The organism is Enterobacter sp. RIT637, from assembly GCF_019718755.1.
Lineage (GTDB): Bacteria > Pseudomonadota > Gammaproteobacteria > Enterobacterales > Enterobacteriaceae > Enterobacter.
The window spans coordinates 95068-111264 of the sequence record NZ_JAIHAZ010000013.1; the positions used below are offsets into that span (position 1 = coordinate 95068).

13 protein-coding genes are annotated in these 16197 nt (G+C 52.8%); 8 read left to right on the forward strand and 5 right to left on the reverse strand.

Translation table 11 applies throughout. The annotated features are described in order from the left end of the window. Nucleotides 1-151: 151 nt before the first annotated feature. From lon to bolA, 5 genes are all read right to left on the reverse strand, one after another. Nucleotides 152-2506 (reverse strand): endopeptidase La, encoded by a 2355-nt coding sequence (gene lon / locus K5E19_RS17590; protein WP_089599338.1) that lies wholly within the window; start codon nucleotides 2504-2506, stop codon nucleotides 152-154. A 183-nt stretch (nucleotides 2507-2689) separates the two neighbouring features. After that, nucleotides 2690-3964 carry an ATP-dependent protease ATP-binding subunit ClpX gene (gene clpX / locus K5E19_RS17595; RefSeq protein WP_010428107.1) on the reverse strand — a complete coding sequence of 425 codons (1275 nt, stop codon included), beginning with the start codon at nucleotides 3962-3964 and terminating at the stop codon, nucleotides 2690-2692. Between the two features lie 126 nt (nucleotides 3965-4090). Beyond that, a complete protein-coding gene (gene clpP, locus K5E19_RS17600; RefSeq protein ID WP_010428105.1) occupies nucleotides 4091-4714 on the reverse strand; it encodes an ATP-dependent Clp endopeptidase proteolytic subunit ClpP in 624 nt (207 codons plus the stop codon). A gap of 259 nt (nucleotides 4715-4973) precedes the next feature. Further along, nucleotides 4974-6272, reverse strand: a complete 1299-nt coding sequence (gene tig / locus K5E19_RS17605) for a trigger factor (protein ID WP_089599339.1) — start codon at nucleotides 6270-6272, stop codon at nucleotides 4974-4976. A 330-nt stretch (nucleotides 6273-6602) separates the two neighbouring features. Then, nucleotides 6603-6920: a transcriptional regulator BolA gene (gene bolA, locus K5E19_RS17610; protein WP_010428102.1), complete on the reverse strand. Its 318-nt coding sequence runs from the start codon at nucleotides 6918-6920 to the stop codon at nucleotides 6603-6605. A gap of 305 nt (nucleotides 6921-7225) precedes the next feature. Between bolA and K5E19_RS17615 the strand changes: the two genes are divergently transcribed. From K5E19_RS17615 to K5E19_RS17650, 8 genes are all read left to right on the forward strand, one after another. Continuing rightward, complete coding sequence (locus tag K5E19_RS17615) at nucleotides 7226-7804, forward strand: lipoprotein (protein WP_010428101.1); 579 nt, start codon at nucleotides 7226-7228, stop codon at nucleotides 7802-7804. A gap of 47 nt (nucleotides 7805-7851) precedes the next feature. Continuing rightward, a complete protein-coding gene (gene ampG, locus K5E19_RS17620) occupies nucleotides 7852-9327 on the forward strand; it encodes a muropeptide MFS transporter AmpG (RefSeq protein WP_221552322.1) in 1476 nt (491 codons plus the stop codon). Between the two features lie 478 nt (nucleotides 9328-9805). Next, entirely contained in the window at nucleotides 9806-10753 is a 948-nt protein-coding gene (gene cyoA / locus K5E19_RS17625; protein ID WP_089600911.1) for a cytochrome o ubiquinol oxidase subunit II, read from the forward strand. 16 nt (nucleotides 10754-10769) lie between these two features. Continuing rightward, complete coding sequence (gene cyoB, locus K5E19_RS17630) at nucleotides 10770-12761, forward strand: cytochrome o ubiquinol oxidase subunit I (RefSeq protein WP_089600909.1); 1992 nt, start codon at nucleotides 10770-10772, stop codon at nucleotides 12759-12761. Then, a complete protein-coding gene (locus tag K5E19_RS17635; RefSeq protein WP_100167123.1) occupies nucleotides 12751-13368 on the forward strand; it encodes a cytochrome o ubiquinol oxidase subunit III in 618 nt (205 codons plus the stop codon). The genes cyoB and K5E19_RS17635 overlap by 11 nt, the downstream gene beginning before the upstream one ends. Beyond that, a complete protein-coding gene (locus K5E19_RS17640; RefSeq protein WP_006809888.1) occupies nucleotides 13368-13694 on the forward strand; it encodes a cytochrome o ubiquinol oxidase subunit IV in 327 nt (108 codons plus the stop codon). The genes K5E19_RS17635 and K5E19_RS17640 overlap by 1 nt, the downstream gene beginning before the upstream one ends. A gap of 11 nt (nucleotides 13695-13705) precedes the next feature. Then, the gene (gene cyoE, locus K5E19_RS17645) at nucleotides 13706-14593 is read left to right on the forward strand and encodes a heme o synthase (RefSeq protein WP_010428092.1); all 888 of its coding nucleotides are present in this window, start codon (nucleotides 13706-13708) and stop codon (nucleotides 14591-14593) included. A gap of 213 nt (nucleotides 14594-14806) precedes the next feature. Beyond that, entirely contained in the window at nucleotides 14807-16168 is a 1362-nt protein-coding gene (locus K5E19_RS17650; RefSeq protein WP_221552323.1) for an MFS transporter, read from the forward strand. The last annotated feature ends 29 nt before the right edge of the window (nucleotides 16169-16197 follow it).

Genomic DNA, 16197 nt, shown 5'->3' on the forward strand with positions numbered 1-16197 from the left:
CAGCAGTTATATCAGGCCTGCCATGACCTTACAACACCCGTTGTTGATGGCTAACCCAATCAGCAATCTAAATTAGCTATACAAAAAAAGGCTGGCAAGTGCGAAATGACTTACCAGCCTTGTTTTTATTGACGCTCTTTGCGCGAGGTCACTATTTTGCGGTTACAACCTGCATTCCTGAGGGTTCATTCTGCAGTGCGAGACTAAGAACTTCCTCAATGCGTTTCACCGGATGGATCTGCAGATCGGCAATCACGTTGTCCGGAATCTCTTCCAGATCGCGTTTATTTTCGTAAGGAATCAATACGGTTTTGATCCCACCACGGTGTGCCGCCAGCAGTTTTTCTTTCAATCCACCGATTGGCAGTACCTGACCACGCAGGGTAATTTCACCGGTCATCGCCACGTCGGCACGCACCGGGTTGCCCGTCAGACAGGAGACCAGCGCGGTGCACATAGCAATACCTGCGCTTGGGCCATCTTTCGGCGTCGCCCCTTCCGGAACGTGAACGTGGATGTCGCGTTTTTCGTAGAAATCCGCGTTGATACCCAGTTTCTCCGCGCGCGCGCGCACCACGGTCAATGCCGCCTGAATGGACTCCTGCATCACTTCACCCAGCGAGCCAGTGTAGGTCAGCTTGCCTTTACCCGGCACGCAGGCGGTTTCGATGGTCAGCAGATCGCCGCCCACTTCCGTCCATGCCAGACCGGTCACCTGACCGACGCGGTTTTCGTTATCCGCGCGCCCGTAATCAAAGCGCTGTACGCCCAGGTAGGCATGCAGATTGTCGCCGTTAATCACGATGTGCTTCAGGCTCTTATCCAGCAGCAGCTGTTTCACCGCCTTACGGCACAGCTTAGAGATTTCACGCTCAAGGCTACGCACGCCCGCTTCACGGGTGTAGTAGCGAATGATGCCAACAATCGCGCTGTCCTCTACGGTCAGCTCGTTCGCTTTCAGCGCGTTACGCTCAATCTGCTTCGGCAACAGGTGCTGTTTCGCAATGTTAAGCTTCTCGTCTTCGGTATAGCCGGAGAGACGGATCACTTCCATACGGTCCAGCAGCGGGGCCGGAATGTTCATGGAGTTGGAGGTCGCCACGAACATTACATCGCTCAGGTCGTAGTCCACTTCCAGGTAGTGATCGCTGAACGCCACGTTCTGTTCTGGATCAAGTACTTCCAGCAGCGCAGACGCTGGATCGCCACGCATGTCTGAGGACATTTTGTCGATCTCATCGAGCAGGAACAGCGGGTTTTTAACGCCCACTTTCGCCATCTTCTGGATCAGTTTACCCGGCATAGAACCGATGTAGGTACGGCGGTGACCGCGGATTTCCGCTTCATCGCGTACGCCACCCAGCGCCATGCGGATATACTTACGTCCGGTCGCTTTGGCGATGGACTGACCCAGAGAGGTTTTACCTACCCCTGGAGGCCCTACCAAACACAGGATTGGGCCTTTGATTTTGTTCACACGGCTTTGTACCGCGAGGTACTCAAGAATGCGGTCTTTCACGCGCTCCAGGCCGTAGTGGTCGGTATCCAGGATCTCCTGCGCCTGACGCAGGTCTTTTTTGACCTTGCTGCGGGCGTTCCACGGAACCTGCACCATCCACTCAATGTAGCCGCGTACAACGGTCGCTTCAGCCGACATTGGAGACATCATTTTCAACTTCTGCAGCTCTGCTTCGGCTTTCTCTTTCGCCTCTTTCGGCATCTTCGCCGCGTCGATCTTACGCTTCAGCGCTTCGTTTTCGTCCGGCGCGTCGTCCATCTCGCCCAGCTCTTTCTGAATGGCCTTCATTTGCTCATTCAGATAGTACTCACGCTGAGATTTCTCCATCTGCTTTTTAACGCGGTTGCGAATGCGCTTCTCAACCTGCAGCAGATCGATTTCAGATTCCATCATCGCCATCAGGTATTCCAGACGTTCGTTGACGTCGGACATTTCCAGCACGGACTGTTTATCAGCCAGCTTCAACGGCATATGTGCAGCGATGGTGTCCGCCAGACGCGCAGGATCGTCGATGCTGTTCAGCGACGTCAGCACTTCTGGTGGAATTTTCTTATTCAGCTTGATATAGCCTTCAAACTGGCTAATCGCGGTGCGCACCAGCACTTCCTGCTCGCGCTCATCAAGCTCAGGCGAATCAAGGTACTCTGCCTTGGCAGAGAAGTGTTCGCCATCGTCTGACAAAGTGGTAATACGCGCACGCTGCAGGCCTTCTACCAGCACCTTCACGGTGCCGTCAGGCAGCTTCAGCATCTGCAAAATAGAGGCCACGGTCCCGACGGTGAAAAGATCGTTTACACCCGGCTCATCCGTTGATGCTTCTTTCTGCGCAACCAGCATGATTTTTTTATCATGATCCATGGCGGCTTCGAGGCAACGGATAGATTTTTCCCGCCCTACAAATAAGGGTATGACCATGTGCGGATAAACCACCACATCGCGCAACGGCAATACGGGGATTTCAATGCGTTCAGAACGCTCAGGATTCATAGAGCTCTCTCTTAGTTTAGTGTCCGCCAGGTAAACTGGTTATGTCACTGTGCTTCACACAACCATTAACATGTAACCAGTATATGGGGATGTTTCCCACACATTCAACGCCATGAATACGGAAAAAGTAAAGGGGAGATAAAATCCCCCCTTTTTGAATAACTGCTTGTATGATTTGGTGAATTATTCGCCAGATGCCTGTTGAGCTTCCGGTTTACCGTAAATCAACAGCGGCTTGGTCTGTCCGCCGATGACAGACTCGTCGATAACCACTTTTTCGACATCTTCCATAGACGGCAGATCGTACATGGTGTCGAGCAGTGCTGCTTCAACGATAGAACGCAGGCCACGCGCGCCGGTTTTACGGACCATTGCTTTCTTGGCGATCGCGTCCAGCGCTTCATCACGGAATTCCAGCTCAACGCCTTCCAGATTGAACAGCGCCTGATACTGCTTGGTCAGCGCGTTTTTCGGCTCTTTCAGGATCTGAATCAGCGCGTCTTCGCTCAGCTCATTCAGCGTTGCCACAACCGGCAGACGACCAATGAACTCAGGGATCAGACCAAATTTGATCAGATCTTCCGGCTCAACCTGTGACAGCAATTCGCCTTCGTTTGGTTTTTCGGAGGTCGATTTCACCGTTGCGCCAAAACCAATGCCGGAGCCGGTTTCAACACGGTGAGAGATCACTTTATCGAGGCCAGCAAACGCACCGCCACAGATGAACAGGATCTTGGAGGTATCAACCTGCAGGAACTCCTGCTGCGGATGTTTACGACCACCCTGCGGCGGAACGGCGGCCACCGTACCTTCGATCAATTTCAACAGCGCCTGCTGTACGCCTTCGCCCGATACGTCACGGGTGATGGACGGGTTGTCAGACTTACGAGAGATCTTGTCGATCTCATCGATATAGACAATCCCGCGCTGCGCTTTCTGTACGTCGTAGTCGCACTTCTGCAGCAGTTTCTGGATGATGTTTTCAACGTCTTCACCCACATAACCGGCTTCGGTAAGGGTGGTGGCATCAGCCATGGTGAACGGAACATCCAGCAGACGCGCCAGCGTTTCGGCCAGCAGCGTTTTACCGGAGCCGGTTGGGCCAATCAGCAGAATGTTACTTTTGCCCAGCTCCACGCCGTTACTGGTATCGCCGTTACGCAGACGTTTGTAGTGGTTGTATACCGCCACTGCCAGCACTTTCTTGGCCTGCTCCTGGCCGATGACATAGTCGTCAAGGTGATGACGAATTTCATGCGGCGTTGGCAACGCGCTACGCTCACGGTGTGGCGCAACTTCTTTAATCTCTTCGCGAATGATGTCGTTACATAAATCGACACATTCATCGCAGATATACACGGACGGCCCGGCAATCAGTTTACGCACTTCATGCTGGCTTTTGCCGCAAAAAGAGCAGTACAGCAGTTTGCCCGAACCATCTTTGCGTTTATCTGTCATGAGTCCAAACCTCTTTTTAAGTTCTTTGTGCCGCACATGACGACGCAAATGCCAATCTCAGACGCAAGCTGCTTAAAGCAGCGTGCCGCCCTACTTTAGTATAGCGGCACACTCGCGTCGCGGGCATCAATTACGATGGGTTAACACGGAGTCGACTAAGCCGTACTCAACTGCCTCTGGAGCAGAGAGGAAGCGATCGCGCTCGGTATCACGCTCGATCTGCTCAAGGGGTTGACCCGTATGCTGCGCCATAAGTTCATTCATGCGCGCTTTAACTTTCAGAATTTCTCGGGCGTGGATTTCGATATCCGTCGCCTGGCCCTGGTAACCACCCAGCGGCTGGTGAATCATCACGCGGGAATTAGGCAGGCAGAAACGCTTACCCTTCGCCCCTGCAGTTAACAGGAACGCACCCATAGACGCAGCCTGACCCATACAGATAGTGCTTACATCAGGCTTGATGAATTGCATGGTGTCATAAATGGACATACCTGCGGTAATCACGCCGCCAGGGGAGTTAATGTACAGGTAAATGTCTTTTTCCGGGTTTTCCGCTTCCAGAAACAGCATCTGCGCCACGATCAGGTTAGCCATATGGTCTTCCACCTGGCCGGTCAGAAAGATAACGCGTTCCTTGAGCAGACGGGAATAGATATCAAAAGAACGCTCACCACGTGAGGTCTGTTCAATAACCATTGGCACCAGAGCCATATGGGGTGCAAAGTTATCTCGTTCGCCACTGTATGACATTTCCGTCTCCTGGATCTAAATTGAAAACACCTGCTCTACTGATTGTAACCTTATGGACGGATTATCAGCCAGTCTCATTCATCGTGATTCCATACTTATGGGGTTTACATTGCCCTATTTCAAGCATAACAACCTTTTGTTGTTACGCTAACACTGAAAGGGCGTTTTAGCACTCTTCCTGGGCTATTGGTGTGATAAAAAAAACCCGTCGCCAAAAGGCAACGGGTTTTTGTTCAAACTTTAAACCGTTGGGGCGAAATTACGCCTGCTGGTTCATCAGTTCGTTGAAAGAGGTCGCTTTTTCGGACACTTTAGCTTTCGCCAGTACCGCTTCAACAGCCTGCTCTTCCAGTGCGACGTTGCGCATGTTGTCCATCAGCTCTTTGTTCTTACCGTAGAACTCGATCACTTCTGATGGATCTTCGTATGCAGAAGCCATCTCTTCGATCAGGCCTTTCACACGCTCTTCGTCAGCTTTCAGCTCGTGGGTACGAATCACTTCGCCCAGCAGCAAGCCAACAACAACGCGGCGTTTCGCTTGCTCTTCGAACAGCTCGCGTGGCAGTTCCATCGCTTGCTGCTGGTTGCCACCGAAACGCTGTGCAGCCTGACGGCGCAGTACGTCGATTTCGCTGTCGATCAGGGCTGCAGGAACGTCGATGTCGTTCGCTTTCACCAGACCGTCAATCGCCTGAGATTTCACACGGTTACGCACAGCGCCGTTCAACTCGCGTTCCATGTTCTTACGCACTTCGGTACGCAGGCCAGCTACAGAACCATCTTCCACGCCGAAACGCTTGATGAATTCTTCAGTCAGTTCTGGCAGTTCGCGCTCTTCCACTTTCTTCAGGTTGATGACGAACTTCGCTGCTTTACCTTTCAGATTTTCAGCGTGGTACTCTTCCGGGAAGGTCACGTCGATGGTGAACTCTTCGCCAGCCTTGTGGCCTTTGATACCGTCTTCAAAGCCTGGGATCATACGACCCTGGCCCATTGCCAGTACGAAGTCAGACGCTTTGCCGCCTTCGAACTCTTCGCCGTCTACAGAACCGGTGAAGTCGATGGTAACGCGGTCTTCAGCGTCAACAGCGCCTTCTTTCTCTTTCCAGTTCGCCTGCTGCTTGCGCAGGGTGTCCAGCATGCCGTCAACGTCTTCGTCAGTCACGGAAACAACGGGTTTCTCAACTTCGATTGACTCCAGACCTTTCAGCTCAACTTCTGGGTACACTTCGAACTCTACGGAGTAGGTGAAGTCTTCGCCCAGTTTGTATTCGCCTGGAACGTAGTTCGGCGCGCCGGCCGGATTGATTTTTTCTTTGATGATCGCATCAATAAAGTTACGACTCATCAGTTCACCCAGCACATCCTGACGCACGGAGGCGCCATAACGCTGAGCAACAACATTCATTGGTACTTTGCCCTTGCGGAAGCCGTCAATACGTACTTTTTTTGCTACGTTGACCAGCTCGCTTTTCACAGCAGTTTCGATGCTGTCAGCAGCGATAGTAATCGTTACACGGCGGCCAAGGCCTTGAGTGGTTTCAACTGAAACTTGCATCTTGTTACCTCAAAAAAATCACAGTGCTCGGTCAACTCTGAATCTGTCTGTTTTACCGGGATGCTCTCTTAGTGCAGATTCACATTCCCTGTCGCCAGAATCATCCCGAAGACATTCAATAAGACGCGGCATTATAGCGGCATCACTTAGGTGAGTCGAGAACGGTTGGGGCATGTTGCTGCGGCTTTTTTCACACTTTAAGGCTATTTTTAGCCTTAAAATCGCACCATCCGCTCAAAACTCAGACAAAACAAAACGGCCCGAAGGCCGTTTTGAGGAAATCTGTATGCAACATACTGGAAAAACTCCGGCCGTTGCAAATCCGATTTATCAGGCTATGGTGCCTGCGCCGCGACAAGGCGGTGATGCGAATACCGTATCCTGCAGGCCTTCCCATTCCTTAATGGTGTAGGTATGCAGCGCCAGCGCATGTACGGTTGTGGAGAGTTCTTCCGTCAGGGTACTGTAGATCAAGCGATGTCGGTTCAGGAAACGCTCTCCCAGGAAACGATCGCTGACCAGAACCACTTTAAAGTGGCTTTCAGAACCCGCCGGTACGTTATGACGATAGCTTTCGTCGACAACTTCGAGAAACACAGGGTTGAACGCTGCCCTTAATTTATCTTCTATCTGCTCACGTATCATCATGAAATTACTCCTCCGACAACGCCAGGATGTCACCCATCCCTTTAAATGTTAGCCGCTTTTACCGTTTCCATTACACGTTGACAACAAATATTTAGCTTTCGTCTGATTTTCTCATTCAAACGAATGAAGTTCACTGTGAGGCTCATACGTTTTGTCATACACGGATTGAGAAAAACGGTGAACTGGTCAGTTTTCGGACAAGGCGATGAATTTACATGCGTTGACCACTTCCCCTCGCCGTTAGCGATGTTATGATGACGACAATTTTTCTCTTTATATGCTTACGATTCGTTGAGAACCTGAAAATGTTAAAAAAACTCTTCTTTCCGTTGGTAGCACTTTTTATGCTGGCAGGCTGCGCAACCCCGCCAACAACTATTGATGTGTCACCAAAAATTACCCTGCCTCAGCAGGATCCAAGCCTGATGGGCGTGACCGTGAGCATTAACGGTGCCGATCAGCGTCAGGACCAGGCGCTGGCAAAAGTGACCCGCGATAACCAGCAGGTTACGCTGACCGCCTCCCGCGACCTGCGCTTCCTGCTGCAGGAAGTGCTTGAGAAGCAGATGACCTCCCGCGGTTATATGATTGGGCCAAGCGGCGCGGTTGATCTGCAGATCATCGTGAACAACCTGTACGCTGACGTCTCCCAGGGTAACGTGCGCTACAACATTGCGACCAAAGCGGATATCGCCATCATCGCTACCGCGAAAAACGGCAACAAGATGACCAAAAACTACCGCGCCAGCTACTCTGTTGAAGGTGCGTTCCAGGCATCCAACCAGAACATTGCTAACGCGGTAAACAGCGTGCTGACTGATACCATCGCCGATATGGCGCAGGACACCAGCATTCATGACTTCATCAAGCAGAACGCTCGTTAATTCTGCGCACTGACCCGGCGCTTAGCCGGGTCAGTTTCCATAAAAACATGTCCAGTCACTATTTACGCATTTTCCAGCAACCGAAATCAGCCATTCTGCTGATCCTCGGTTTCGCCTCCGGTTTACCCCTCGCGCTCACCTCCGGCACGTTACAGGCGTGGATGACCGTCGAGAATATCGATCTCAAAACCATTGGCTTCTTCTCTCTCGTGGGCCAGGCCTACGTCTTTAAGTTCCTCTGGTCGCCGGTGATGGATCGTTATACCCCGCCGTTCCTCGGACGGCGTCGCGGTTGGCTGGTCATGACGCAGGTGCTGTTACTGCTGGCCATTGCCGCCATGGGCTTCCTCGAACCTTCCACGCAATTGCGCTGGATGGCGGCGCTTGCGGTGGTGATTGCCTTCTGTTCCGCGTCGCAGGATATCGTGTTCGATGCCTGGAAAACGGACGTGTTGCCTGCGGAAGAGCGTGGTGCGGGTGCCGCCATCAGCGTGCTGGGCTATCGACTGGGCATGCTGGTTTCCGGTGGACTCGCACTGTGGCTTGCTGATCGCTATCTCGGCTGGCAGGGCATGTACTGGCTGATGGCCGCACTGCTGATCCCCTGCATTATTGCTACCCTGTTCGCGCCTGAACCGAGCGATGTGATCCCGGTTCCTCGGTCGCTGGAGCAGGCTGTCGCTGAACCACTGCGCGATTTCTTTGGCCGCAACAATGCCTGGCTGATTCTGCTGCTGATTGTCCTGTATAAGCTCGGCGATGCCTTTGCCATGAGCCTGACCACGACCTTCCTGATCCGCGGCGTGGGATTTGATGCCGGTGAAGTCGGCGTGGTGAATAAAACGCTGGGACTGTTTGCAACTATCGTCGGCGCCTTGTACGGCGGCGTGTTGATGCAGCGGCTGACGCTGTTCCGCGCCCTGCTGATCTTCGGCATCCTGCAAGGGGCGTCGAACGCGGGCTACTGGCTGCTGTCGATTTCCGATAAACATATGATCAGCATGGCTGCCGCAGTATTCTTTGAAAACCTCTGCGGCGGAATGGGAACGGCAGCCTTTGTCGCCCTGCTGATGACCCTGTGCAACAAATCATTTTCCGCCACGCAGTTTGCCCTGCTTTCAGCCCTTTCAGCCGTGGGCCGCGTATACGTCGGCCCCATTGCAGGCTGGTTCGTTGAAGCCCACGGCTGGCCAACATTTTATCTCTTTTCGGTGGTTGCCGCCGTGCCGGGGATTTTATTGCTGCTGGTGTGTCGTCAGACGCTGGAATATACCCAGCGTACTGAACACTTTATGCCGCGTACCGAGTATCACCGCGCCTACCGTTTTGCCTTACGGTTGTTAACGGTGGGGTGCCTTGCGCTGGGATTGTGGCTTGTCGTACTCATCATTAATGCAACCACCGCTCTGACGCTCCCGCTCGAAACGCTTCTGCTGGACGTGGGTGCCCTGCTCGCCATCGCCGGGATCCTGATCGGGGGACTTCTCGATTTTCTGGCATTGCGTAAAACGCAGATGAGCTGAAGAAAAAAACGAAAGGTTATTTCCCGTTGTAATCACGAAGTGAAATTATAACGGTGAAATAACCGCCAATCGCAAAAAAAAATATTTGTTGTTTTGTGCGGGATAGCTTCTGGAAATTATTGGAGTCAATTCCAAACTCTATTTTCTCATTAAACGATTCAGCATTTGAAACATTGAATTTTCGTTTTTTAGTTGTCTTTTTATTGATAATTAATTGTTAATTTTTTGTTTGTTTTTAACAATGGTTATACCAATTGCCCCTTTTAGGGTATGCTTGGGGGTCCTTTCGTTATAAAGCCCGCGCCATGCGGCTTATGTCTTAAAAAGCGACATAATTTGCAACACTTGTGACATGTGCGGCAGAACCCAGTAACACCTTCCTGACACAGGCCTAATGATGTTTACAGTAATGTAACCTTCCCGTAAAATGCCCCCACACTTTAAACGCCACCAGACTCCGTGGAATTGAGGTCGTTAAATGAGACTCGGGAAATACAATAAAAGTTTGGGATGGTTGTCGTTATTCGCGGGCACTGTATTACTCAGTGGCTGCGATTCTGCACTACTAGACCCCAAAGGACAGATTGGACTGGAACAACGTTCATTGATTCTGACGGCATTTGGCCTGATGATGATTGTGGTTATTCCAGCCATTTTGATGGCAGTTGGTTTCGCCTGGAAGTATCGTGCGAGCAATAAAGATGCGAAGTATAGCCCTAACTGGTCACACTCCAATAAAGTGGAAGCTGTGGTCTGGACGGTACCTATTCTGATCATCCTGTTCCTTGCCGTTCTGACCTGGAAAACCACTCACGCACTTGAGCCAAGCAAACCGCTGGTTCACGATGAGAAACCTATTACCATCGAAGTGGTCTCCATGGACTGGAAATGGTTCTTCATCTATCCAGAGCAGGGCATTGCTACCGTGAATGAAATCGCCTTCCCGGCGAACACTCCGGTTCAGTTCAAAGTGACCTCCAACTCCGTAATGAACTCCTTCTTCATCCCGCGTCTGGGCAGCCAGATTTACGCGATGGCCGGTATGCAGACTAACCTGCACCTGATCGCGAATGAAGCAGGCACCTATGATGGTATCTCCGCCAGCTATAGCGGCCCGGGCTTCTCAGGTATGAAGTTCAAAGCTATCGCAACGCCAGACCGTGCCGCTTTCGACCAGTGGGTTGAAAAAGCGAAGCAGTCTACTAACACCATGTCTGACATGGCGGCGTTCGAAAAAGTGGCTACGCCTAGCGAATACAACAAGGTGGAGTACTTCTCTAACGTGAAACCTGATTTGTTTAAAGATGTCATTGGCAAATTTATGGATCACGGCAAGAGCATGGACATGACCCAGCCTGAAGGCGAGCACAGCGCGCACGAAGGTATGGAAGGCATGGACATGAGCCACGCGGAAACCGCTCACTAAGGGGCCGAGGAAGAAAATGTTCGGAAAATTGACACTGGATGCAGTGCCCTACCATGAACCCATTATCGTGGTTACGGTGGCTGCAATTATCATCGGTGGCGCAGCCTTACTGGGCTTGATCACTTACTTCGGTAAGTGGAGCTACCTGTGGAATGAGTGGCTGACTTCGGTTGACCACAAAAAACTCGGTATCATGTACTGCATCGTCGGTATCGTCATGTTAATTCGTGGCTTTGCGGATGCGATCATGATGCGTAGCCAGCAGGCACTCGCCTCGGCGGGCGAAGCCGGCTTCCTGCCGCCGCACCACTACGATCAGATCTTTACCGCCCACGGCGTAATCATGATCTTCTTCGTGGCGATGCCGCTGGTTATCGGTCTGATGAACGTTGTCGTTCCGCTGCAAATCGGCGCGCGCGACGTGGCGTTCCCGTTCCTGAACAACCTGAGCTTCTGGTTCACGGTTGTCGGCGTTATCCTGGTTAACCTGTCACTGGGTGTGGGCGAATTTGCTCAGACCGGCTGGCTGGCTTACCCGCCGCTGTCAGGAATTGAGTACAGTCCGGGCGTTGGCGTCGACTACTGGATTTGGGCGCTTCAGCTCTCCGGTGTCGGTACGACCCTGACCGGTATCAACTTCTTCGTGACCATTATCAAGATGCGTGCCCCTGGCATGACCATGTTCAAGATGCCGGTATTTACCTGGGCATCTCTGTGCGCCAACATCCTGATTATTGCTTCATTCCCAATCCTGACCGTCACCATCGCGCTGCTGACCCTGGACCGCTACCTGGGCACCCATTTCTTCACGAATGATATGGGTGGCAACATGATGATGTACATCAACCTGATTTGGGCCTGGGGTCACCCGGAAGTGTACATCCTGGTTTTGCCTGTCTTCGGTGTGTTCTCCGAAATCGCGGCAACCTTCTCGCGTAAACGTCTGTTTGGTTACACCTCTCTGGTGTGGGCAACCGTCTGTATTACCGTTCTGTCGTTCATCGTTTGGCTGCACCACTTCTTCACCATGGGTGCGGGCGCGAACGTAAACGCCTTCTTCGGTATTACGACCATGATTATCGCCATCCCTACCGGGGTGAAGATCTTCAACTGGCTGTTCACCATGTACCAGGGCCGTATCGTGTTCCACTCAGCGATGCTGTGGACCATCGGCTTCATCGTGACCTTCTCCGTAGGTGGGATGACCGGCGTACTGCTGGCGGTACCGGGTGCTGACTTCGTGCTGCACAACAGTCTGTTCCTGATTGCGCACTTCCATAACGTTATCATCGGTGGCGTAGTCTTCGGCTGCTTCGCTGGCGTAACCTACTGGTGGCCAAAAGCGTTCGGCTTCACGCTGAACGAAAAATGGGGTAAACGCGCGTTCTGGTTCTGGATCATCGGCTTCTTCGTCGCATTTATGCCGCTGTACGTGCTGGGCTTCATGGGTATGACCCGTCGTCTGAGCCAGCAGATCGATCCGCAGTTCCACCCAATGCTGATGGTTGCAGCGGGCGGCGCAGTGCTGATTGCCTGTGGTATCGCATCTCAGCTGATTCAGTTCTACGTGTCTATTCGCGACCGCGACCAGAACCGTGACCTGACCGGTGACCCATGGGGTGGCCGTACGCTGGAGTGGGCGACCTCTTCTCCACCGCCGTTCTATAACTTCGCCGTTGTGCCGCAGATCCATGAACGCGACGCATTCTGGGAAATGAAAGAAAAAGGTGAAGCGTACAAGCAACCTGCTCATTACGAAGAGATCCACATGCCGAAAAACAGCGGCGCGGGCATCGTTATTGCCGCATTCGCAACGGTATTTGGTTTCGCAATGATCTGGCACATCTGGTGGATGGCGATTGTTGGCTTCGCCGGCATCGTAATCAGCTGGATTGTGAAGAGCTTTGACGAGGACGTGGACTACTACGTACCAGTCCGTGAAGTTGAAAAGCTGGAAAATCAGCATTTCGACGAGATTTCTAAAGCGGGGCTGAAAAATGGCAACTGATACTCTGGCGCACTCAACTGCCCACGCGCATGCTGACCATGCGCACCACGATACAGGACCGATGAAAGTCTTCGGTTTCTGGATCTACCTGATGAGCGACTGCATTCTGTTCTGCTGTCTGTTCGCGACCTATGCCGTTCTGGTGAACGGCACAGCGGGCGGCCCGACCGGTAAGGACATCTTTGAACTGCCGTTCGTTCTGGTTGAAACCGCACTGCTGTTATTCAGCTCCATCACCTACGGCATGGCGGCTATCGCCATGTACAAAAACAACAAGAGCCAGGTTGTTTCCTGGCTGGCGTTGACCTGGCTGTTTGGTGCTGGATTTATCGGGATGGAAATCTATGAATTCCATCACCTGATCATGGAAGGTTTCGGTCCGGATCGCAGTGGCTTCCTGTCCGCGTTCTTCGCGCTGGTGGGTACTCACGGTCTGCACGTGACCTCTGGTCTGATCTGGATGGCGGTACTGATGTTCCAGGTATCCCGTCGCGGCCTGACCAGCACTAACCGTACCCGTATCATGTGCCTGAGCCTGTTCTGGCACTTCCTGGACGTGGTATGGATCTGTGTGTTCTCTGTTGTCTATCTGATGGGGGCGATGTAATGAGTCATTCAAACGATCATGGCGCTTCCCACGGCAGCGTAAAAACCTACATGACAGGTTTCATCCTGTCGATCATCCTGACGGTGATCCCGTTCTGGATGGTGATGAACGGTTCTGCGTCTAAGCCGGTTATCCTGGGCGCAATCCTGGTAACCGCGGTGATTCAGATTCTGGTGCATCTGGTTTGCTTCCTGCACATGAACACCAAGTCCGATGAAGGCTGGAATATGACCGCCTTTATCTTTACCGTGATTATCATCGCTATCCTGGTAGTCGGTTCCATCTGGATTATGTGGAACCTTAACTACAACATGATGGTTCACTAAGAGCGGCGAGTATGTTTAAGCAATACCTGCAAGTAACGAAACCAGGCATCATCTTTGGCAACCTGATCTCCGTGATTGGAGGGTTCCTGCTGGCCTCTAAGGGCAGCATTGATTACACCCTCTTTATCTACACGCTGGTCGGTGTGTCACTGGTTGTTGCGTCCGGTTGTGTATTTAACAACTACATCGACATGGATATCGACAAGAAGATGGAAAGGACCAAAAATCGGGTGCTGGTGAAAGGCCTGATCGCCCCTTCCGTCTCGCTGGTGTACGCCACCTTGCTGGGTATTGCTGGCTTTATGCTGCTGTGGTTTGGTGCTAACCCGCTGGCCTGCTGGCTGGGGGTGATGGGGTTCGTGGTGTATGTAGGCGTCTACAGCCTGTATATGAAACGCCACTCCGTCTACGGCACGCTGATTGGTTCTCTCTCCGGCGCGGCGCCGCCGGTGATTGGCTACTGCGCAGTCACGAACGAGTTCGACAGCGGTGCGCTGATCCTGCTGGCTATCTTTAGCCTGTGGCAGATGCCGCACTCCTATGCCATCGCGATTTTCCGCTTTAAGGATTATCAGGCAGCGAACATCCCGGTTCTGCCGGTCGTGAAAGGCATTTCGGTTGCCAAGAACCACATCACGCTCTACATCATCGCCTTTGCTGTGGCAACGCTGATGCTCTCTCTGGGCGGCTACGCCGGATATAAATATCTGGTGGTGGCGGCTGCGGTGAGCGTCTGGTGGCTCGGTATGGCGCTGCGCGGTTACAAAGTGGAAGATGACAAAGTCTGGGCGCGCAAGCTGTTTGTGTTCTCGATTGTCGCCATCACTTCGCTGTCCGTGATGATGTCCGTGGACTTCATGGTGCCAGATTCACACAACCTGCTGACTTACGTCTGGTAAGCGTGCTGAATTGAAAAAGCCAGGTTAATCACCTGGCTTTTTTTTTGCCCGGCGGCGCTACGCTTGCACGGGCCTACGGGATCGGTAGGTCGGGTAAGGCATCGCCGCCACCCGACGCGGTTTTGCACGATGGTAATATCTCTTAAACAAACACCTATTTACCGCAATTAACACCCCGCCTAAACTAGTGCCTGCTTTTGAACTGAGGTGGCAATGAACGATTATAAAATGACGCCGGGCGAGCTACGCGCGACCTGGGGTTTAGGGACTGTTTTCTCGCTACGGATGCTTGGCATGTTTATGGTCCTGCCTGTTCTGACCACGTACGGCATGGCGCTGCAGGGAGCCAGCGAAGCGCTGATTGGTCTGGCCATTGGCATCTACGGACTGGCACAGGCGGTATTTCAGATCCCCTTTGGTCTGCTTTCGGATCGCGTTGGCCGTAAGCCGCTGATTGTCGGTGGACTGCTGGTCTTTGTACTCGGCAGCATTATCGCCGCCCTCTCCCACTCCATCTGGGGAATTATTCTCGGCCGCGCCCTGCAGGGCTCCGGCGCGATTGCCGCCGCCGTGATGGCGCTGCTGTCAGATCTCACTCGCGAGCAGAACCGCACCAAAGCGATGGCGTTTATTGGCGTCAGCTTCGGCGTGACGTTTGCAATTGCGATGGTGCTCGGCCCCATCATTACCCACAAACTGGGACTGCACGCCCTGTTCTGGATGATTGCCGTGCTGGCGACCATCGGCATTGCGTTAACGCTGTGGGTGGTACCGGACAGTAAAAACCACGTTCTGAACCGTGAATCAGGAATGGTAAAAGGCTGCTTCAGCAAGGTGATTGTCGAGCCGCGCCTGCTCAAGCTGAACTTCGGTATTATGTGCCTGCACATTCTGCTGATGTCTACCTTCGTCGCCCTGCCCGGCCAGCTTGCCGCTGCGGGCTTCCCCGCTGCCGAGCACTGGAAAATCTATCTGGTGACGATGCTGATCTCATTTGTCTCCGTGGTGCCGTTTATCATCTACGCCGAAGTGAAGCGCAAGATGAAGCGCGTTTTCGTGGGCTGCGTGGCGTTGCTGCTGATTGCCGAGATCGTGCTCTGGGGCTCCGGCCCGCACTTCTGGGAACTGGTTGCTGGCGTGCAGCTGTTCTTCCTGGCCTTTAACCTGATGGAAGCGCTGCTGCCTTCCCTTATCAGCAAAGAGTCCCCTGCCGGTTACAAAGGCACGGCAATGGGCATTTACTCCACCAGCCAGTTCCTTGGGGTAGCCATTGGCGGCTCGCTCGGCGGCTGGGTGGACGGCCTGTTTGATTCGCAAACCGTCTTCCTCGCCGGCGCGCTGCTGGCAACGGTCTGGCTGCTGGTTGCCAGCACCATGAAAGAGCCACGCTACGTGAGCAGCCTGCGCGTGGAAATTCCGGAAGAGGTAGAAGTCAGTGATGCGCTCAAACAGCGTCTGGAAGCAAAAGAAGGCGTGACGGAAGTGCTGATTGTTCCGGAGGAACGTAGCGCTTACGTCAAAATAGACAGCAAGGTGACCAACCGCTTTGAGGTCGAGCAGGCCCTGAAAGCTTAAAAAAATGCCCGGTCAAACCGGGCATTTTT